Annotated in this window: 17 protein-coding genes; 7 read left to right on the top strand and 10 right to left on the bottom strand. The window is 64.8% G+C overall.

Annotated features, from left to right (window positions below; all coding sequences use genetic code 11):
* The first annotated feature begins 107 nt into the window (after positions 1-107).
* Positions 108-1,220, top strand: coding sequence for an alpha/beta hydrolase fold domain-containing protein (locus IP68_RS13985; protein ID WP_231684013.1), 1,113 nt, complete (start codon positions 108-110; stop codon positions 1,218-1,220).
* Positions 1,221-1,224: 4 nt separating this feature from the next.
* Here IP68_RS13985 and IP68_RS13980 read toward each other — a convergent pair whose 3' ends face one another.
* Complete coding sequence (locus tag IP68_RS13980) at positions 1,225-2,301, bottom strand: alpha/beta hydrolase (protein ID WP_054135611.1); 1,077 nt, start codon at positions 2,299-2,301, stop codon at positions 1,225-1,227.
* Between the two features lie 202 nt (positions 2,302-2,503).
* Between IP68_RS13980 and katG the strand changes: the two genes are divergently transcribed.
* On the top strand, positions 2,504-4,696 hold the full coding sequence (katG, locus tag IP68_RS13975) for a catalase/peroxidase HPI (RefSeq protein ID WP_054135610.1): 2,193 nt from the start codon (positions 2,504-2,506) through the stop codon (positions 4,694-4,696).
* Between the two features lie 170 nt (positions 4,697-4,866).
* A complete protein-coding gene (locus tag IP68_RS13970; RefSeq protein ID WP_054135609.1) occupies positions 4,867-7,194 on the top strand; it encodes an FdhF/YdeP family oxidoreductase in 2,328 nt (775 codons plus the stop codon).
* A gap of 23 nt (positions 7,195-7,217) precedes the next feature.
* On the opposite strand, the gene IP68_RS13965 is transcribed toward IP68_RS13970, so the two are convergent.
* The 3 genes from IP68_RS13965 to IP68_RS13955 are packed head-to-tail and all read right to left on the bottom strand — an operon-like array spanning position 7,218 to position 10,737.
* Positions 7,218-7,535 (bottom strand): hypothetical protein, encoded by a 318-nt coding sequence (locus IP68_RS13965; protein WP_054135608.1) that lies wholly within the window; start codon positions 7,533-7,535, stop codon positions 7,218-7,220.
* Positions 7,535-10,060, bottom strand: coding sequence for a cytochrome c oxidase subunit I (ctaD, locus tag IP68_RS13960; RefSeq protein WP_054135607.1), 2,526 nt, complete (start codon positions 10,058-10,060; stop codon positions 7,535-7,537). The genes IP68_RS13965 and ctaD overlap by 1 nt, the downstream gene beginning before the upstream one ends.
* Positions 10,057-10,737, bottom strand: a complete 681-nt coding sequence (locus tag IP68_RS13955) for a cytochrome c oxidase subunit II (protein ID WP_054135606.1) — start codon at positions 10,735-10,737, stop codon at positions 10,057-10,059. The genes ctaD and IP68_RS13955 overlap by 4 nt, the downstream gene beginning before the upstream one ends.
* Before the next feature lie 36 nt (positions 10,738-10,773).
* Here IP68_RS13955 and IP68_RS13950 point away from each other — a divergent pair, with 36 nt between their 5' ends.
* Positions 10,774-11,286 (top strand): DUF2231 domain-containing protein, encoded by a 513-nt coding sequence (locus IP68_RS13950; protein ID WP_054135605.1) that lies wholly within the window; start codon positions 10,774-10,776, stop codon positions 11,284-11,286.
* Here IP68_RS13950 and IP68_RS13945 read toward each other — a convergent pair.
* The 6 genes from IP68_RS13945 to IP68_RS13920 all read right to left on the bottom strand — a co-directional run bounded on the left by IP68_RS13945 (position 11,250) and on the right by IP68_RS13920 (position 14,640).
* Complete coding sequence (locus tag IP68_RS13945; protein ID WP_054135604.1) at positions 11,250-11,750, bottom strand: CopD family protein; 501 nt, start codon at positions 11,748-11,750, stop codon at positions 11,250-11,252. The genes IP68_RS13950 and IP68_RS13945 overlap by 37 nt on opposite strands.
* A complete protein-coding gene (locus tag IP68_RS13940; RefSeq protein WP_054135603.1) occupies positions 11,744-12,481 on the bottom strand; it encodes a cytochrome c oxidase assembly protein in 738 nt (245 codons plus the stop codon). Before IP68_RS13940 ends, IP68_RS13945 begins: the two co-directional genes overlap by 7 nt.
* A gap of 95 nt (positions 12,482-12,576) precedes the next feature.
* Entirely contained in the window at positions 12,577-12,849 is a 273-nt protein-coding gene (locus IP68_RS13935) for a hypothetical protein (protein ID WP_054135602.1), read from the bottom strand.
* A gap of 184 nt (positions 12,850-13,033) precedes the next feature.
* Entirely contained in the window at positions 13,034-13,243 is a 210-nt protein-coding gene (locus tag IP68_RS13930; protein WP_054135601.1) for a hypothetical protein, read from the bottom strand.
* A gap of 76 nt (positions 13,244-13,319) precedes the next feature.
* The gene (locus IP68_RS13925; protein ID WP_054135600.1) at positions 13,320-13,526 is read right to left on the bottom strand and encodes a cold-shock protein; all 207 of its coding nucleotides are present in this window, start codon (positions 13,524-13,526) and stop codon (positions 13,320-13,322) included.
* A 424-nt stretch (positions 13,527-13,950) separates the two neighbouring features.
* A complete protein-coding gene (locus tag IP68_RS13920; RefSeq protein WP_156318157.1) occupies positions 13,951-14,640 on the bottom strand; it encodes a hypothetical protein in 690 nt (229 codons plus the stop codon).
* A 422-nt stretch (positions 14,641-15,062) separates the two neighbouring features.
* Between IP68_RS13920 and IP68_RS13915 the strand changes: the two genes are divergently transcribed.
* Genes IP68_RS13915 through IP68_RS13905 form a run of 3 tightly spaced genes read left to right on the top strand, consistent with a single transcriptional unit; the run spans position 15,063 to position 19,343 of the window.
* On the top strand, positions 15,063-15,737 hold the full coding sequence (locus tag IP68_RS13915; RefSeq protein WP_231684011.1) for an ABC transporter ATP-binding protein: 675 nt from the start codon (positions 15,063-15,065) through the stop codon (positions 15,735-15,737).
* Positions 15,730-18,270: an FtsX-like permease family protein gene (locus IP68_RS13910; RefSeq protein ID WP_082382372.1), complete on the top strand. Its 2,541-nt coding sequence runs from the start codon at positions 15,730-15,732 to the stop codon at positions 18,268-18,270. The genes IP68_RS13915 and IP68_RS13910 overlap by 8 nt, the downstream gene beginning before the upstream one ends.
* Positions 18,267-19,343 (top strand): lipocalin-like domain-containing protein, encoded by a 1,077-nt coding sequence (locus IP68_RS13905; protein ID WP_054135596.1) that lies wholly within the window; start codon positions 18,267-18,269, stop codon positions 19,341-19,343. Before IP68_RS13910 ends, IP68_RS13905 begins: the two co-directional genes overlap by 4 nt.
* Positions 19,344-19,348: the final 5 nt, after the last annotated feature.

The raw sequence follows: 19,348 nt of genomic DNA, 5'->3' as shown, positions 1-19,348 counted from the left end.
TCTTGCAGCGAAGATTGCAATCGATTACGCACATCCTTGCCGCCAGATAAAAAGGCAAGGGTCCGGGCAGCGTTGCAAGCGGCCTGGAGGCGATCGGGAGAAGCGAAATGATGGTCAAAGCAATCGCGCAGATGCGCCGTACAGTGCGGGGGCTGGCAGTCCTGCTGCTCGCAGCGGCGTCGCTCCCGTCAGCACAGGCGCAGACCGCGCCATCTCCACCCGTGAAGATCGACGATGATGGCACGGTGCACGTCCCGGCGATGGCGGTGCCGGTGTCCTCGATGCTCAGCCCCGAGGCGAAGCAGTATCTCACCGACCATCTCAAGGCGATGCAGGACCCGGTTCAGGTGCAGCAGAACAATGGCGTTCCGGTGTTCATGGAGCCCTATCTCGCCGAGGCCAAGGCGATGTTTGCCTACACCTTGACCGAACGCCGCATCGCCGGAGTGCGCGTGTTCGACTATGCGCCCAAGGCCGGAATCGCGAAGAGGAACGCGCGGCGGGTGCTGATCAACTTGCACGGTGGCGGCTTCATGGGCTGCTTTCCCGCCTGCGCCGAACTGGAGTCGATCCCCGTTGCGACATTGGGCGAAATCCGTGTGGTCTCGGTGGATTACCGTCAGGGGCCCGAACACAAGTTCCCCGCGGCGAGCGAGGATGTCGCACAGGTCTATCGCGAGCTGCTCAAGACCTATCCCGCTGCCAATATCGGCATCTACGGCTGTTCGGCGGGCGGGATGCTCACCGGAATGGCCACCGCCTGGTTCCAGAAGCACGGCCTTCCGCGGCCCGGCGCGGTCGGCATCCTGTGCGCGGGGCTTACCACCTCGGCCAACGGCTTTGGCGGCGACGCTGATTACATGACCGCCGCGGTGGGCGAGGCGCGGCCCGCCCCGCAATGGCCGCCAAACGGCGATGCCCCCTGGACCGCTTTGCCCTATTTCGCGGGCTCCGATCCCACTGATCCGCTGGTGGCGCCGGGCTCTTCCGACGAAGTGCTGCGCCAGTTTCCGCCAACGCTGATCATCACCGGCACCCGCGGGTTCGAGCTATCCTCGGCGGTCAATACCCACAGCCGGATGGTGGCTCTGGGGGTCGATGCCGATCTGCATGTCTGGGAAGGGCTGTTCCACGGCTTTTTCTACAAGCCCGACATGCCCGAATCACGCCAGGCCTATGACGTGATCCTCAAATTCTTCGATCGCAATCTGGGGCAGTAGGCGATCAGGCCTGCGCGCCGAAGGGGGTGTGCAGGCTCGACTTCCAGGCCTGGGTGAACTCGCGCGCGATGCGCGCTTCGGGCACCACGAAATCGAAGGCGTGATAGGCGCCGGGGCTGATGTGCATCTGCGTCGGCACGCCCGATGCGATCAGCCTGCGCCCGAATTCCAGATCCTCGTCGATGAACAGGTCGAGCGTGCCCACGCCGATGAAGCTGGGCGGAAAGCCCGCAAGATCGATGAGCCGCGCAGGCACGCTGCCTGCCGGCACGCTGTCCGATCCTGCCGGAACACCCAGAAAGCTCGACCAGCCAAAACGGTTGGCCTCGGCCGACCAGCCGATCGTTCCGATATGCGGCGGGACCATGCGGGCGCTGCCGGTGCGGTCGTCGAGCATCGGATAGAGCATGACCAGCATGCAGGGCTGAACGGTGCGCGAATCGCGCGCCATCTGCGCCACCATCGCGGCCAGCCCGCCGCCTGCGCTCTCGCCCATGATGGCGATGCGCCGCGGGTCGATTCCCAGTTCGCCAGCGTTGGCGACCATCCATTCGAACGCGGCGAAATTGTCGAGCACAGGGCCGGGAAACGGGGTTTCGGGTGCCAACCGATAATCGACATTGACCACCACCGCGTCGAACTCCGCCGCCAGTGTCTGGCTGAACGAAGTCATGTTGCGCGCGCGGCCCGAGATCATGCCGCCGCCATGGATGTGCAGGATCGCCGGGCGCGGGGTGGAGTCAGGGCGCGCTCCGATCAGCTCGACCGCCACGGCAGGCGCGCCCGGCGGGCCGGGGACCTGCCGTACCGTCACGGAGGGCGCAGGCGCGCTCAATAGCGGCGGCGGCACCCAGGATGCGCGCACCGCGGGTAGCGTCTCGCGGCTGATCGGCGGGAAGGTCTGCGCCAGCATCGCGCGCGCAGCTTCGCGCAGTTCGCCGTCGACCAGCGCCAGCGGGTCGGGCGCGGGGCTCGCCGCCGTGGCAGCGTGGATCAGCCAGCCCGGCACAACGCCGGTCAGCAGTGACAGCGCACCTGCACCAAGTGCGAGCCGGGTCAGATGCCTGCGACTGATATCCATCTGCCTGTTCCTTGCCGATCGGTCCCTGGAGAGCATTTCCTAGGTTCAATTCGGACCGACGCCAAGCAAAGGATGGGGGCAGGCGCGGCTTCGCCAATCGGCCCAATCGGTCCTTTCTATCTCTCTGATGGGCTTTCCTTGTTTGGGAGATCGCGCCGCAGGGATTATTCTGGTCGCCATCAGATCCAGAAGGAGAGCAGCCATGGACATGAAGACAAGCGGAATGGGCGGCAACTGCCCGTTTTCGAACAAGGATGGCGGCGTCAGATCGCTGCTGGGGCGGACCAACCGCGACTGGTGGCCCGACTCGCTGCAGCTCGATATCCTGACGCAGAACGGCACCTCGCCCGACCCGATGGGGCCGGATTTCGATTATGCGCAGGCCTTCGCCAAGCTCGATTATGCCGCGCTCAAGGCAGACCTGAAAGCGCTGATGACCGACTCGCAGCCGTGGTGGCCGGCGGATTACGGGCACTACGGCCCGTTCTTCATCCGTATGGCCTGGCACTCGGCGGGCACCTATCGCACCGCCGATGGCCGCGGCGGATCAAGCAGCGGCCAGCAGCGCTTCGCCCCGCTCAACAGCTGGCCCGACAACGGCAATCTCGACAAGGCGCGGCGCCTGTTGTGGCCGATCAAGCAGAAGTACGGCAAGCACATCAGCTGGGCCGATCTGTTCATCCTGACCGGCAATGTCGCGATCGAGTCGATGGGCGGCCCGGTGTTCGGCTTTGGCGGCGGCCGCAAGGACGTGTTCGAGCCCGAGCGCGATGTCTATTGGGGCACCGAGGAAGCCTGGGTCGATACCGGCGCGGAAACCCGCATCAATCCCGAAAAGGGCTGGGAGCTGGAAAACCCGCTCGCCGCGATCCAGATGGGGCTGATCTACGTCAACCCCGAAGGCCCGGGCGGCAACCCTGATCCGTTGCAATCGGCCCGTGACATGCGGCTGACCTTCGAGCGCATGGCTATGAACGACGAGGAAACCGTCGCACTGACCGCAGGCGGCCACGCCTTCGGCAAGGCACATGGCGCGGTGCCTGCCGATCAGCTGAGCGGCGCGCCCGAATCCGAAGCGATGGAGCTGATGGGCTTTGGCTGGGCGACCGATGCCGAGCAGATCAACCAGGGCCACATCACCACATCGGGAATCGAGGGTGCATGGACGCCCAATCCCACGGCCTGGGGCGGCGACTATTTCCGGCTGCTGTTCAAGTACGACTTCGAGCTGGTGCGCAGCCCGGCGGGCGCGCAGCAGTGGCAGCCGATCAACCCCGACCCCGAGGACATGGCCCCCGACGCACGCGATCCTTCCAAGCGCGTGCCGACGATGATGACCACCGCCGACATGGCGCTGAAGATGGACCCGGAATATCGCAAGATTTCCGAACGCTTCCGCGACGACCAGTCGGCGCTCGACGATGCCTTTGCCCGCGCATGGTTCAAGCTGACCCATCGCGACATGGGGCCCAAGGTCCGCTATCTCGGCCCCGAGGTTCCGGCAGAAGACCTGATCTGGCAGGATCCGGTGCCCGCCGGCACCATGCCTTCGCAGGCGACGGTCGATGGCTTCAAGGCAGCGATCCTGGCGAGCGGCCACAGCATCAGCGAGCTGGTCAAGGCGGCATGGGCATCGGCATCGACCTATCGCCGGTCGGACCATCGCGGCGGTGCCAATGGCGCGCGGGTAAGGCTCGCGCCGCAGAAGGACTGGGCGGTCAACGATCCTGAAGAGCTGGCAGCGGTGCTGGCGACGATCGATCGTCTGCGCGGGGATCTGTCGATGGCCGACGCGATCGTGCTGGCTGGCACCGCAGCGGTCGAAAAGGCGGCACGCGATGCCGGGTTCGATGTCAGCGTGCCGTTCACCGGTGGCAGGGGCGATGCCAGCGCCGAACAGACCGATGCCGAGAGCTTCGAGCCGCTCGAGCCGCGGGCGGATGCGTTCCGCAACTATCTGGCGACCAAGCAGAGCGTGAAGACCGAAGAGCTGATGCTCGACCGCGCGCATCTGCTCGGCCTCTCGATCCCGCAGATGGCGGTGCTGGTGGCGGGTCTGCGCGTGCTGGGCGCCAATGCGGGCAACTCTGCGCATGGCGTGCTCACCGATCGGCCGGGGCAGCTGACCAACGACTTCTTCGTCAACCTGCTCGATATGGGCACGGCGTGGAAGGTGGTAGACACCAGCAGCGACGAGGAGTTCGTCGGCACCGATCGCGCCACCGGAGAGCAGCGCTGGACCGCCACCCGCACCGATCTGGTGTTCGGTTCCAACTCGCAGCTGCGTTCGGTGTCCGAGGTCTATGCCGAGCGCGGCAACGAGGCGAAGTTCGTCGATGACTTCATCGCCGCCTGGACCAAGGTGATGAACGCCGACCGGTTCGACGTGCAGTAAGCGCGCGGCCGACGCGCCAAAACGCAAGGCCCCGGCGGTGCAACCGTCCGGGGCCTTGCCGTTTCCGATCGCCAGGTTGCGCTGACGTTTCGGGGTAAAGCGTTGTGTCGAAAGGGAACCCATCGGCACCTGGGGCTTAAGTTACGGGACCTCCCGAAAAGGACCCGGCCATGACGACCGACACCAGCCCCGACAATGGCACCGACGAGCATCCCGATACCGTTTCCTATGAGGGATCCACCGGCGGCTGGGGCTCGATGCGCGGGATGGTGCAGACCATGGCGCGCGAAATGTCGTCCCCCGGCGCGCTGGCGACGCTGGCGACCCAGAACAAGACCGGCGGCTTCATGTGCACCAGCTGCGCCTGGGGCAAGCCCAAGCACCCGCATGCGTTCGAATTCTGCGAAAACGGCGCAAAGGCGACGCTCTGGGAGCTGACCAGCCACCGCTGCACCCCCGAATTCTTCGCCGAGCACACGGTGAGCGAACTGCGCGGCTGGAGCGACCATGACCTCGAGCATGTCGGCCGCCTGACCCATCCCATGCGCTTCGATGCAGCGAGCGACCATTATGTCGAATGCAGCTGGGACGAGGCGTTCACCGCGATCGGCGCCGAGCTCAGGAGCATCGATCCCAAATCGGCGGTGTTCTACGCATCGGGCCGCGCGAGCCTGGAGACCTCGTACCTCTATGCGCTGTTCGCGCGGCTCTATGGCCACAACAACCTGCCCGACAGCTCCAACATGTGCCACGAGACGACCTCGGTGACGCTCAACGAGCTGATCGGGTCGCCGGTCGGCACCTGCGTGCTCGAGGATTTCGAGGAATGCGACGCGATCTTCTTCTTCGGGCAGAACACCGGCACCAACAGCCCGCGCTTTCTGCACCCGCTGCAAAAGGCGGTCGAGCGCGGCTGCCGGATCGTGACCTTCAACCCGATCCGGGAAAAGGGTCTGCTCAGCTTCACCAACCCGCAGCGCGTCGGCCAGATGCTGACCGGCAGCGACACCGATCTGAGCTGCCAGTATCTGCAGGTCCGCGCCGGTGGCGATATCGCCGCGATCATGGGCTTGTGCAAATATGTATTCGCGCAGGACGATGCGCTGGGCGGGACGGTGATCGACCATGATTTCATCGCCCAACACTGCACCGGCTTCGACGCCTTCCGCGCCAGGGCCGATGCGACATCCTGGGAGCGGATCGAGCAGGAATCGGGTCTGAGCCGCGCCGATATCGAGGAGGCGGGCCGCGTCTATCTGGGGGCCGAGCGGGTCATTGGAGTCTATGGCATGGGCCTCACCCAGCACGTCCATGGCTTCGAGAACATCGCGATGCTGGTCAATCTGCTGCTGATGCGGGGGCATATCGGGCGCAAGGGCGCAGGCATCTGCCCGGTGCGCGGGCATTCTAACGTCCAGGGCCAGCGCACCGTGGGCATTTCCGAAAAGCCCGAGCTGGTGCCGCTCGACACGCTTGCCGAGCAGTTCGGCTTCGAGCCGCCGCGCGACACCGGAATGACCACGGTGGAGGTGTGCGAGGCGGTGCTCGATGGCAGCGCGAAGGCGTTCATCGGGCTGGGCGGCAACTTTCTGCGCGCCATTCCCGATCAGGGCCGGGTCGAGCCCGCCTGGGGCCAGCTGCAGCTCACGGTGCAGATCGCCACCAAGCTCAACCGGAACCATCTGTTCAACGGCCGCACCGCCTATCTGCTCCCGTGTCTCGGACGCAGCGAGGAAGACATCCAGGCGTCCGGCCCGCAGACCGTGACGATCGAGGACAGCTTCAGCCATATCCATGGGTCGCTGGGTCATCGCACCCCCGCCAGCGAACATCTGATGTCCGAGACCGCGATCGTCGCCGGTATCGCCAAGGCGACGCTCGATCCCAATCCTCTGGTGCGCTGGGATGCGTGGACCGGCGACTACGCTTTGATCCGCGACCTGATCGCACAGACCTATCACGAGCAGTTCCACGACATGAACGCCCGGATGTTCGAGCCGGGCGGCTTCTATCGCGGCAACAGCGCGCGCGAGCGCATCTGGAAGACCGACAGCGGCAAGGCGGTGTTCACCGCGCCGCAGATGCTCGCTGCGACCGATATGGAAGACATGCCGGGGCGCTACCGGCTGGTCACGGTCCGCTCCAACGACCAGTTCAACACCACCATCTATGGCTATAGCGACCGGCTGCGCGGGATCGAGGGCACCCGCGATGTGGTGCTGATCAACCCGCAAGACATCGCCGCCGCAGGCCTGGTCGCGGGGCAGCGGATATCGCTGCTGGGCGATGCCGAGGACGGGCATGATCGCCGCATCGACAATCTGGAGGTGGTGCCGTTCGATCTGCCTTCGGGGACGATCGTGGGCTATTATCCCGAGCTCAACCCGCTGATCGCACTGTCGCACCATGATCGCACCTCGAAAACTCCGGCCAGCAAGGCCGTTCCCGTGCGGATCGCGGTGGGGGTCTGGCGATTGCCTTCGGCCACGGCACGCTGAGCCGGAACACGATCGCCCAGCGCTCAGCAGGGGGCGAGAACGAGGATCGGTAGACCGGCGAAGATGGTCGCGCCGATCGCGGTGATCTGGAGATAACGGGCCGTGCGCCCCAGCCCTTGTGATACATCCAGCCGCGCAGCGCGCCTGGCCAGCAGCGCGATCACCCCCAGCGCGACGAGCCACAAGCCGACCTGCGCAATCTGGCCGGCGGTGCGCGACAGGCCCAATGCGCCTGCGCATTGCGCGCCGTGCAGCGCATAGGCCAGCACGAACCACAACGCCCAGAGCAGCAGCCCCGACAGCAGGGCGATCACCGTCCTGGTCAGGGCGGACCTGCGCATCACAGCTTGGCCACCGCCAGCGCCAGCGCGCCGACCAGCGCGACCAGCCCGGTATAGCCATGCCACTGCGCGAGCACGCCCTGCGTCGCGACGGCCTGCATACCGATGCGGTGCCCGCGCGCTGCGGCCAGATGCATTGTCACCAAAATCAGCGCGTGCACCACCAGATAGGCCAGGATTGCGGCCTGCACCGCATGGCGCGCGTGCTCGGCAGGCGATCCGGTCATCATCGCGCCCGACGTCAGCGCGCCTGCTGCGACCGCAAGCATGCCCGCCCAGGCCAGCGCGCGCTGCCCCGCGGTTGCGGCACGCTGCGACCACAGGCCCGCACAGAGCAGCAGCGCCCCGCCGATTGCGGTAACCAGCAACGCTGCCATCGGCAGCACGCCGTGCGGGTTCTCTTGCACCGCACCCTCCCATCCCGGCGCGATCACCGAGAGAAAGGCGACCGCGAACAGCAACGATGCGAAAAGGCTGGCATTGGCGACCAGCAGCACCGCCGATCCCCACCAGCCCAGGCCGTGGCAATAGAACGGGCTCGCGGGCAGTCCCTCGATCGTCTCGGGCACAGCGGAGGTTGTGCCCTTTATCGGCGCCACCGGCCTGATCCAGCTCGCACACATCGCCGCGACCAGAACCACTGCGGCGGCCGCGACCCAGTAGAAGCCCGCCAGCATCGCCAGGAAGAACAGGCCGATGGTGAGCGCGGTAAGCGCGGGACGCATGGTGTTCGCCGGCAGCACCGCGACCGCCTCTGCCCGCCCGCTGACCGCGTCGATGATCAGCGTCTCGCGCACCCCGCGCGGGGCGCCGGCGAGCATGCCTTCGCCCATCGCCAGCGTGGTCGCGAGCATATCGAGCCGCGACGGGGTGAGGGTGCGGTCGTCGGTTTCCATGTCCGCGCGCGGCAGCGAGGCGAGGTTGTACGTGGGCGGCGGCAGCCGCATCGCCCAGTCGAGGCTGGTCGCGCGCCAGGGGTTGCGGCGGGTGCGCCGCCCCATGAAGAGTTGCAGCCCCATGTCGACCGCGAACAGCGCGAAGCCTGCGGCCATAATGAACCCGCCCACCGAGGAGATGAGGTTGAGCAGCTCCCATTCGGGATTGTCGGGATAGATGCTGACCCTGCGCGGCATGCCGAGCAGCCCGGTCAGGTGCATCACCAGGAACGTGCCGTGCACCCCGATGAAGATCAGCCAGAACGCTGCGGTCCCCAGTCCACGCACTGCGCGCCGCCCGGTGAAGTGCGGCATCCAGTACGTGATTGCCGCCAGCATCGGGAAGACGAAGCCACCGATCAGCACATAATGAAGATGCGCGGTGACAAACGCGGTGTCGTGCGCCTGCCAGTTGAACGGGATGGCGGCCAGCATCACGCCGGTCAGCCCGCCCAGCACGAAGGTGAGGAAGAAGCCGGTGATGTGCAGCATCGGCAGCGACCAGCGCGGCCGTCCGCTCCACAAGGTACCGATCCAGGCAAATATCTGCACCGATGTCGGCACCGCGACCAGCATCGAGGCGGCGGAAAAGAACGCCAGCGCCAGATGCGGAATGCCGATCGTGAACATGTGGTGCACCCACAGTCCGAAGCTCAGGAACACCATCGCCCAGATCGCTGCGACGATCATCGCATGGCCGATGATCGGCTGGCGCGCGAAGGTCGCGATCATCACCGACAGCGCGCCCGCGGCGGGGAGGAAGATGATGTACACCTCGGGATGGCCGAACAGCCAGAACAGGTGCTGCCACAGCACCGGATCGCCGCCGCGCGCCGGATCGAAGAACGCCCAGTCGAACGCGCGCTGCACCTCGAGCAGGATCGAGCCCAGGATCAGCGGCGGAAAGCCGATCAGCATCATCGCTGCCGTGCCCAGCATGTACCACGCGAACAGCGGCAGCCGCGTCAGCGCCATGCCCTCGGCGCGCAGCTTGAGGATCGACACGGTGATCTCCACCGCCGCACAGATCGCCGAAATCTCGACAAAGGTGATGCCCAGTAGCCAGACATCGGCGTTGATCCCCGGCGTGTGCACCTTGTCCGATAGCGGCGTGTACATGAACCATCCGCCATCGGGCGCGACGCCTGCCAGCATCGCCACCAGCAAGATCAGCCCGCCCAGCGCATAGCACCACCAGCCCAAGGCCGAGAGCCGCGGATAGGCCATGTCGCGCGCCCCCATCACCTTGGGCAGCAGATACAGCGCCAGCCCCTCCAGCATGGGAATCGCGAACAGGAACATCATGATCGTGCCGTGCATCGTGAACAGCTGGTTGTAGATGTCCGGGCCGACAAAGGCGGCGCGCGGGCTGGCCAGCTGGACGCGGATCAGCATCGCCAGCACGCCTCCGATGGCGAAATAGACGATCGCGGTGAGCATGAAGCGCAGCCCGATCGCGCCGTGATTGACCTCGCAGACGAAGCCGCGCCAGCCCGGCAGGCCGCGCCACACCGCGTCGAGTTCGGCATGCAGCGCGGCGGGATCGTGCGGGGTCACGGGCGGCTGGGCAGATGTCTGGTGCGTCGTCATGGCTGGCCCCCGGCTGAAGAACCGCGCGGGGCGGTGGCCAGCACCTCGAAGCGCATCCGGTCATGGCCGACGCCGCAATATTCGGCGCACTGGCCAAGATAGGTTCCGGGGGTATCGGCCTGGATCAGATGGCGGTTGGGCTTGCCGGGAACCGCATCCATCTTGCCCGCAAGCCTTGGCACCCAGAAGCTGTGGATCACATCGGTGGAGACGATCTCGACGATCACCGGCTCGCCTGCCGGGATCACCAGCCGGTCGGTGGTCGCGCCCTGCATGCCATCGGCGCCCAGCGGCGCGAACTGCCAGCCCCCTTGCGACGCGGTCGCGCGCCAGGTCGGCAGGCGGTCGTCGCGCACGAACTGACCCTCGCCGACCCACAAGGTTGCCGCCAGCAGCACGGTGAGCACGCTCATCGGAAAGGCGATGCCCAGCCACAGTATCCAACGCCGCTCGGCCTGCGTCGCCGAAGCAGCATCGCCACCCGTGACCCGCTTGCCCCGCCGCAGCGCGATCGCAAACAGCCCGATCACCAGCACGAAAGCGGCTGTGGCGACCAGCACCATCGCCGAGGTGAACACGAAAACCGATCGCGCCTGCGGGCCGCCGGGATCGAGCGTGGAGAGCGGACCCTGGCAGGCGGCCAGCAGCAAAAGGGAACCGAACAGGCATGCGCGCATTGGAAGAGCTGAACGGCTGCAGGAAAAACGAGCGCGATGACCGAAAAGACCAAGACCCTGCGCTCCGACCCCATTCTCTCGCGCCGCAGCTTCGACGAGACCGAATCGCGGATCGCCTTTGCCAGTCATCCGGTGCACGCGATGATGGTCGCCTTTCCGATTTCCGCCGCGTTCGGCACCTTCGGAGCGGATCTGCTCTATTGGGCCACCGGCGACGTGTTCTGGGCGCGCGCCGCGCTGTGGGCGATCGGATCGGGCTTCATCTTCGGCGTTCTGGCCGGCATGGTCGGCACGGTCGAACTGTTCGCGGTCCCGGGCATCCGGGTGCGCGCGGCAAGCTGGACGCATTTCATCCTCGCCATGACCCTGCTGTCGGTGCTGGGCGGCAACTGGGGCCTGAGGCTGGGCGACCCGGTCGGCGCGATCCTGCCTTATGGGGTGATGCTCTCTGCCCTGTGCGTCCTGATGACGGGCCTTACCGGTTGGCACGGCGGCAAGCTTGTGTTCGACTATCAAATCGGCACCCAACGCGGCAGCGACCAGGATTGAGGCTGGGTCATCCACTGCGGCCAATCGAGCGCCGGCACCGGCTTGGCGAGTACCAGCACCAGGATGCCGACCAGCACCAGAAGCACCGGGGCCAGCACCAGATAGGGTGAGGGCAGGCGCACCGTTCCGCGGGTCTCTGCGGTTTGCACGATCATGTGGCCGATATAGGCGTGCAGCACCGCAAGCAGCGAGACCAGCGCCAGCTTGGCGTACAGCCAGGGCTCGAAAATCCCGCGCATCAGGATCAGCACGATTCCGGTGCCGACCGCAACCACCGCTACGGGGGTGAGGAAGCGGACATAGCTGTGATGGGTGAGCTTGCGGAAACGGGCATAGGCCGCATCACTCAGCCCGGGACGATAGCGCCGGAACAGCAGCGGCAGCATGATCAGCCCCACCGCCCACAGGGCGATGGCCGAGATATGCAGCGCCTTGAAGATCAGGGTCGACCAGGTGATCAGCATCGCGCGCCCTCGGCCGGAGCGCCCGCCAGCCTGCCCAGCCGCACGAACGCCAGCAGCGCCATCGGCACCATGCCCGCGGTCCACATCAGCAGGCCTGCCAGTTGCTGGTCCCACAAGGGCAAGACATCGAACAGCACTGTGGTGAAGATATGCTCGGCAAACAGCGGGCGCGGGGCGAAAGTCAGCAGCGCACCGGTAAAGCCCATCGCCATCGCGAGCAGAGCCGGAGCTGCAACCGCGATCAGAGGCCGGGAATCGGTGGCCGGTGCAAACCAGGTCGCCCAGAACTGCCACGCCGCGCCGAGCATCACCAGCTGCAGCGCCCAGTATGCCGCATCCGATTGCCACGCAAAGCTGTACACGGACGGTACGAACCACGCGGCCAGCGCCAGCGATGCGCCGATCGCCCAGGCCAGCGGATCGCCCAGCCGGACGCTTGGCCAGCCCAGCGCCAGCGCGGGCGCCAGCAGCAGCATCAGCGCCATGTGGTGCGCAACGCGCACCGACAGCAGGGTCGCGGATGCCGCGCACAGGGGAGAGATCCAAAGCATCGCCATCAGCGCGACCGCGGTCCAGCGCTGCGCGCCAAGATTGCGGGGTCCGTGCAGGGCCAGTACCGATACCGCTGCGATCGCGGCGATCACGATCGGATCGAAATTCCAGCTGGTCAACCAGCGATCAGCAGTGATCAGCCCGCAATACGGCATCGTGACGGATGCTGCGGAGACCATCGTGATTGCATCCCTCGTTCGACTGAAACCCGTGCGGCAGACCCGGCGCGCCAGACAGGGTTACGAGGCAGCCTGCAAGCCGTTCCGTGGATGGCTTAAAAGCCAGCTTGCGGCCGCGGCTGGCCTGTCGTTTTCTCGCCTTTGCAGATGCTGTTGCCGGAAGGATGAAGGTCCCCACGATCCGGTCGCGGAACGCGTTGGGCGTCGCTGTAATGGCCTGCCTGGGACATCACGGTCATTTCCAGCTCGGGGATCACGAGCAGCATTTGCCCGCCATTGCCGCTGGTTAAATAGGTGTCGATCGACCGGCCTTGCACCGCGAATGTCTGCCGCCACCAACCATAGCCATGGTCATCCGGCAGGTTCATCGTGGAATGCGCGGCGGCTGACCTGGCCAACCCGGTCCTCGGACGCCTGCTCCTGCCTCTCCACACCCCGCCATCGGCAGAGACCTGCCCCAGCTTGAGGAGGTGGCGAGGCCGAGAGGTCCTGAATGGCTTAGGTTTTTGAAGCGGTCAGCTTGGACCGCGGTCGAGGCGGAGCAGCCAGCAGTTACTTTGCTGAGTATTCGCCCGGGCGAGCACCGAAATGTTCCTGTGCGAATGCGCGCGCTGCGGTTGCAGTTTTGAACAGCTCGTCCTGCAGCAGCGACGTCACCAAGGGGTAACCTTGCGAGTTGTAGCGGGTGGAGCGCACCGTAAGCCGAACATTTCCATCGGCATCCTTGTTGATAAGGAACGGACGATTTTTAGGATCAGTCATTTTTGCCTCCGGAAAACTGAGCTCGGTACAAGGAGCGGGGCAGTGCGGCCGCGTTGACCGCACTGCCCCGCATCAATCATGCAGCCTGAAGATTCACTGCCGAGGTCTTGCCGCGCTGATCGGTTTCCAGTTCGTAAGAAACGGTCTGATCCTTGTCGAGGGTACGCATTCCGGCGCGTTCGACGGCGGAAATGTGTACGAACGCGTCGTCGCCGCCACCATTTGGCGCGATGAAGCCATAGCCCTTGTCGGCGTTGAAGAATTTCACGGTTCCGGTAATCATATGGATAAGCCTTTATCCCAAGTATGACGGGCATGCGCCAACAGCGGAGCATCCCGGCTTCAAGTAGTGCTAGAAAGGGATAAGAGGTGGCATAATGCTGCCGATTATCCGTCGCATGCGACGTGAGCCCCGCTTCTCTACCAACTTGTTCAGAATATGGAAGCAAATTCTGAATTTAATGCGACCGCGGCGCTGAAGTCTTTTGAAGCGAGCAAATGACGGCTCGCCACGACCAGTGTCGGCACCAGCGAAGTGGTGCGGCGCTCCCGCTAGTCCGATGCAAGGTCCGCCAGGCTGAAGGTGGACGTGACAATGGTCCATTCGTCAAAGACGCGCCGGCCAGCGCGATCGTGTAACCGGATGCGCAGGCCCGGTTCGGTCTTCAAGGCAGCCTCGCCAAAACCGTAGCCGCGCGGGATTTCCCCTAGGAGATGGCAATTGCGCACCCGGTCGCGGCGAACCACCTTGCATTTACACCTTCGACACGGGCAGCGGCAGCACCGGGCGGGTAGAACTTGTTGTCCTTGGAGAAGTCCATGCTTGGCGCCCAGGACGCGGTGTATACTTTTGCCATCCCCTTGCCGCTCTCAGCGGAGCCGCTGCTCCCTTCGCCTGTTCCGGAGCTGCCATCGCCAGCGCCGGACACGCTCGGCGCGCCCGTATCCACAAGGGCATTGCCTGCATGGGCAGGAATCTGGTCGAAAATGCTGTCCGGGATATCGGCAGCCGCATTCAACGTCTGGGAAAAGTCCGGTAGTTCGATCGGCTCCGGATGGCGCACCCGTGGAAATGCCGGAGGCTCCGGTATCGTGGACGCTGGCCGGGGTGCTGGCTGCCCGGCATTGTCATCCCGGCGCTTGTCTACCCCTTCTGGCTGATCGTACTTTTTCCCGGCTGACTCTGCGATGGGCCCTTCATTCGCGTCTTCTGCGCTGATGACGAAAACCTGCACACTGCTCATGATATTCGCGCGGCCCTCGACAGAGATAAGCATGGGGGCCAAAAATATGCAGCACGTGCAGATCAGGGATAGGGCACAAGAAAAACTTCTCTCGCCAAACCTCATTTCTTGATCGCCGTGAATGAAGCCACCGCCTGAATTGCCCGATGCCATGTACCGATACATCACGTCATTCCCGATTGAAAAACAGGGGCCGACAAGCCGTTCAGAAATGTCTGATTTGTGTCCTCATGATGCCCTTATCGTTCCTCCGTACAGGAGCATGATAACTGCAACAGGTAGCAAGATAGGCTACAGGCCTTGATGGTGAACAAGAAATACTGGCGGCCCGGCGATAGATCAAACCTATCGAAATGCTCAATGGCGGCTGGCATTGCCGATACCCGGCAGCGAGGTTGGCGCAGGTTTTGGTCAGTAAGCGGCCTTGAACTGGCTGAGGCCGCACCGCGCGGCATGATCTGCAAAACGTGCCCAGAAAGGCAATCTAGCCAGGGCACGGGTTTGATGCCAAAAGGCGGTCCGAGACGGCCATGCGCTATCATGCGCTCCAGCCCGACAGAGCCGAAAGACCAACGTTGACCCCACAACTCGAATTGCGCGGGCTCACCAAAAGCGTTCCTGGCGGTCGCGTTCTGTTTCGCAATCTCTCGTTGAGCGTTGCGGCGGGGGAACTTGTCGCCATCATCGGCGAGTCAGGGTCGGGCAAGTCGACATTGCTCAACATCGCTGCGGGGCTTGATGTTCATGATGAAGGCCATATCCTGATTGGCGGCGAAGATCTGGGCCTGCTCGATGATCGCGGGCTGACCGATTTGCGCCGCCGCCGGATCGGCTTTGTGTTTCAGGCTTTTCATATCCTCCCATATCTGACCCTGCGCCGAAACGTCGCGCTGCCGCTCGCCTTGGCGGCGTGTGACAAAAGCGAGATCACAGCGCGCGCGGATGCGATGCTTCACATGGTAGGTCTCGGCAGCCGGGGCGATGACTATGCGCGCGATCTTTCTGGCGGGGAACTGCAACGCATTGCGATTGCGCGGGCGCTGATCCATCGACCGGCATTGATCCTGGCCGATGAGCCGACGGGAAACCTTGATAGCAAAACGGCCGCGCACATTTTGCAGCTGTTTGCGGATTCGACGCGGAATTCGGGATCGGCAGGTTTGTTGGTCACGCACTCGGCCGCGGCAGCAGCCATCGCCGACCGGACGCTCGTCTTGACCGAGAATGGACTGGCCCCCGCCAATGTCTAGCAATTCAGCCCGGGCGCTTGCGTGGCTGATCACAGGCGAGGCGCGGCAGCATCCCGGGCGGATCGCGATTGCCTTGATCGCCATTGCCATCGGGGTCGCGCTGGGGTTTGCGGTGCATCTGATCAACGGATCGGCACTCGCGGCATTTGGTCAGGCGGTGAACACGGTCAACGGTGCCGCGGACCTGAAAATCGAGGCGGCAAGCCGTCTTGGCTTTGACGAAGCGCTTTATGCCAAGGTTTTGCAGGTTGAAGGGGTCGCCGATGCCAGCCCGGTCGTCGTGCTCAGGGCAGGGGTTGCGCGCGGCGAGCCTTTCACATTGCTCGGGCTGGATATCATCCGCGCGGCCGAGGTGACGCCCAGCCTGATCGGTGCGCCCGCCAGCGGCCCCGGTGGCGGAAAACAGGGCGGCGGGGGCGATGATGTGTTTGCCAGCGACGCGCTGTTCCTGTCGCAAGCTGCGCTGATCGCTGGAAAGTTGCGCATCGGTGACCGTGTGATGATCAATGCCAATGGGCAGGTGCATCCGATGACCGTGCGCGGCCTGCTGCCGGCCATTGCCGAGGGGCGACGCGTCGGCATGATGGACATTGCCGCCGCGCAGTGGCTTTTCGGGCGGCTGGGCAAGATCGACCGGATCGACCTCAAATTGACCTCCGATGTGCAGGCAGGCGACGTCCGTGCCCGATTGAGGCCCCTGATCCCGGCAGATGCAATCGTCAGCGACCAGAATGACGACGCCCAACAGAGCGATGGTCTTTCGCGCGCCTATCGTGTCAACCTGACGATGCTGGCGCTGGTCGCGCTGTTTACCGGCACATTCCTCGTCTATTCCACACAATCGCTTTCGGTCACCCGGCGCCTGCAAAGTTTCGCCTTGCTCCGCACGATCGGGATGCAACGCAGCGGGATTGTTGCATTGGTGACAATCGAAGGCGCGCTGGCCGGGTTGATCGGGGCGACGCTTGGTTTGCTGATAGGTTTTGGTCTGGCTGCCGGCGCGCTCGATATCCTCGGCGGAGATCTTGGCAGCGGGATTTTCGACGGTGCGCCGCCTGCACTCATCCTTGCGCCTCTGGCAGCTGCCGGGTTTTTTGCCCTGGGGGTTGCAGCGGCGGTCGGGGGCAGCCTGATCCCGGCGTTGCGCGGCGCACGCGCCGCCCCCGCCGTTGCGCTCAAGAATGCCGGGGATAGCATCGACCCGCGTGATCATTTGGCCGGCGGGTTGCCGCTCACACTGCTGGTTGCCGGGATAGGTGCCGCGTTGCTGCCTGCGGTGGGACGGCTGCCGCTGTTCGGCTACCTTTCGGTCGCGTTGTTGCTGGCCGCCGGGATCACGGCGATGCCATGGCTTGCGCGCGCGCTCCTTGCTCCGCTGGCCCGGACATCGCACCGCAATGTGCCGACGGATCTGGCGATCCAGCATCTTCATGGGGCACCGAGCGCCGCCGCAACCGCTTTGTGCGGCATCGTGGCAAGTACGGCGCTGATGATCGCGATGGCGGTCATGGTGACCAGTTTTCGCGGGGCGGTCGATCAATGGCTTGGCGACATTCTGTCGGGCGATCTGTATGTCCGGTCGGAGCCGGGCTGGGGCGGATTTGATCAGGGCTCGCAAACCCGGATGGCGGCGATCCCCGGCATCGCTTCCATCGCGTTCAGCCGGCAAGTGCCCATCGTTCTCGATCCGAGCGAGCCTCCGATGAGCCTGATCGCACGTCCGGTCGGCACGGACGGTGCGGCGCTGGAATTGCTGGGGGAGGAAGTCATGCCGCCGCCTGGCACCACCGCGGTCTGGCTCTCCGAACCTGCGGCGCGTATCCTGGCGGTTGAACCCGGCGATGCCATCCGTTTGCCGATTGGCACCGGCGCCCGCTTTGCGGTGGCGGGCATCTGGCGCGACTATTCGAGGCAGCAAGGCGCGGCGGTGATCGATTCGAGCGATTACGATCGGCTTACCGGCGACAGCGTGAGGGATGATGCCATGGTGCTGCTGGAACCCGGCGCGGATATAAAGGTTGTGCAGCGGGCCATAAGGGCTGCAGCCCCGCCGCCCTTGAAGTCGCGTCTGACAATGGCTGAACCTGCAAGCCTGCGCACCCTGGCGCTTTCGATATTCGATCGCAGTTTTGCGATTACCTATGTGCTTGAGGCGATTGCGGTCATCGTCGGATTGGCCGGCGTTGCGACCACCGCTTCGGCGCAGGCCAGCGCACGGACACGCGAGTTCGGAATGCTGCGCCACATCGGCGTCGGGCGCGGACAGATTGTCGCGATGCTCGGGATCGAGGGCGCCTTGCTGGGCGCGGTCGGCGGCCTGATCGGCGTGACACTGGGCGTCGCGATCAGCCAGGTGCTGATCCATGTCATCAATCCCCAATCGTTCAACTGGACGATGACGACGCGGCTGCCGGTGACGCTGATGCTGTCGGTCATCACGGCGTTGATTGTATCCTCGGCGATCACGGCAATGCTTGCCGGGCGACGCGCCGCATCGATGGATGCGGTTCGCGCGGTGAGGGCCGACTGGTGATCCGCGCAGCATCGCTCAGTCTGGCAGCCCTCGCGCTGACCACTGCCAGTGTCGCGCAGACACCGGGATTGTCTTATCCTGATGTCACGCCGGGCCGTGCCTTTTCCTTTCCAGCCGATCACGGCGCGCATCCGGATTTCCGCACGGAATGGTGGTATGTGACGGGGACAGTCAAAACCTCCAAAGGCAAGGATTTGGGGTTCCAGATCACGTTCTTTCGCACGCGGCCGCGGGTCGATCACGGCAACCCCAGCAAGTTTGCGCCGAGACAGGTGCTCTTTGCCCACGCTGCCGTTTCGGATCCAGCCATCGGCAAACTCCTGCATGATCAGCGCGCGGCGCGTGGCGGGTTCGGCATTGCCGAAGCCAAGGTTGGTGACGCCGATGTTCGCATCAAGGATTGGCGATTGGCCCGGTTGGCCGATGGTCGCTTTTCGGCGCGGATCGTCGCGCGCGGGTTTGCGCTGAAGCTGATATTCACGCCCACGCAGCGACCGATCCTGCAGGGCGGAGGCGGCTACAGCCGCAAGGGGCCCGAGCCTCAATCTGCCAGCTATTATTATTCGCTGCCGCAGTTGGAGACGACAGGAACGATCACGCGCGGCTCATCGACCGAGACCGTCAGGGGGCGCAGTTGGCTCGACCGGGAATGGTCGTCGCGCTACCTGGGCGGAGCGGCGGTCGGCTGGGACTGGACGGGGCTCAACTTCGACGATGGGGCAGCGCTGATGGCGTTCCGTATCCGGGGCAAAGATGGCCGCAGCATCTGGGCCGGTGGTAAATTCCGGCGCGCGAACGGAACAGCGGTGACTCTCGAGCCGGGCGATATCACCTTCACGCCAACGCGGACGTGGCGATCGAAGCGGACAGGAGCAACCTATCCGGTGGCGCAGATTTTGACGATCAAGCTGCCCGAGGGCCAGAAGCGCCTGACGCTCGCGCCCATGTTCGCAGACCAGGAACTCGATGCGCGTTCGAGCGGTCTGCCGGTCTATTGGGAGGGGCTGGTCCGCACCGAAGGTGGCCGGGGCTATCTTGAGCTGACGGGATATGCCGCTCCGTTGGTCATGTAAGGCGC

This window comes from Blastomonas sp. AAP25, from assembly GCF_001295965.1.
Taxonomy (GTDB): domain Bacteria; phylum Pseudomonadota; class Alphaproteobacteria; order Sphingomonadales; family Sphingomonadaceae; genus Blastomonas; species Blastomonas fulva.
The sequence above is the reverse complement of the archived record's forward strand: the minus strand, read 5'-3'. Positions and strand labels throughout refer to the sequence as shown.

Coding starts and splice junctions, on each gene's coding strand:
- IP68_RS13970 (WP_054135609.1), top strand. CDS start 4,867: ATGACGACCGACACCAGCCCCGACAATGGCACCGACGAGCATCCCGAT.
- IP68_RS13980 (WP_054135611.1), bottom strand. CDS start 2,301: ATGGATATCAGTCGCAGGCATCTGACCCGGCTCGCACTTGGTGCAGGT.
- IP68_RS13965 (WP_054135608.1), bottom strand. CDS start 7,535: ATGCGCAGGTCCGCCCTGACCAGGACGGTGATCGCCCTGCTGTCGGGG.
- IP68_RS13985 (WP_231684013.1), top strand. CDS start 108: ATGATGGTCAAAGCAATCGCGCAGATGCGCCGTACAGTGCGGGGGCTG.
- IP68_RS13945 (WP_054135604.1), bottom strand. CDS start 11,750: ATGCTGATCACCTGGTCGACCCTGATCTTCAAGGCGCTGCATATCTCG.
- IP68_RS13930 (WP_054135601.1), bottom strand. CDS start 13,243: ATGACTGATCCTAAAAATCGTCCGTTCCTTATCAACAAGGATGCCGAT.
- IP68_RS13955 (WP_054135606.1), bottom strand. CDS start 10,737: ATGCGCGCATGCCTGTTCGGTTCCCTTTTGCTGCTGGCCGCCTGCCAG.
- IP68_RS13940 (WP_054135603.1), bottom strand. CDS start 12,481: ATGGTCTCCGCAGCATCCGTCACGATGCCGTATTGCGGGCTGATCACT.
- IP68_RS13910 (WP_082382372.1), top strand. CDS start 15,730: ATGTCTAGCAATTCAGCCCGGGCGCTTGCGTGGCTGATCACAGGCGAG.
- IP68_RS13925 (WP_054135600.1), bottom strand. CDS start 13,526: ATGATTACCGGAACCGTGAAATTCTTCAACGCCGACAAGGGCTATGGC.
- IP68_RS13935 (WP_054135602.1), bottom strand. CDS start 12,849: ATGAACCTGCCGGATGACCATGGCTATGGTTGGTGGCGGCAGACATTC.
- IP68_RS13950 (WP_054135605.1), top strand. CDS start 10,774: ATGACCGAAAAGACCAAGACCCTGCGCTCCGACCCCATTCTCTCGCGC.
- katG (WP_054135610.1), top strand. CDS start 2,504: ATGGACATGAAGACAAGCGGAATGGGCGGCAACTGCCCGTTTTCGAAC.
- ctaD (WP_054135607.1), bottom strand. CDS start 10,060: ATGACGACGCACCAGACATCTGCCCAGCCGCCCGTGACCCCGCACGAT.
- IP68_RS13920 (WP_156318157.1), bottom strand. CDS start 14,640: ATGGCATCGGGCAATTCAGGCGGTGGCTTCATTCACGGCGATCAAGAA.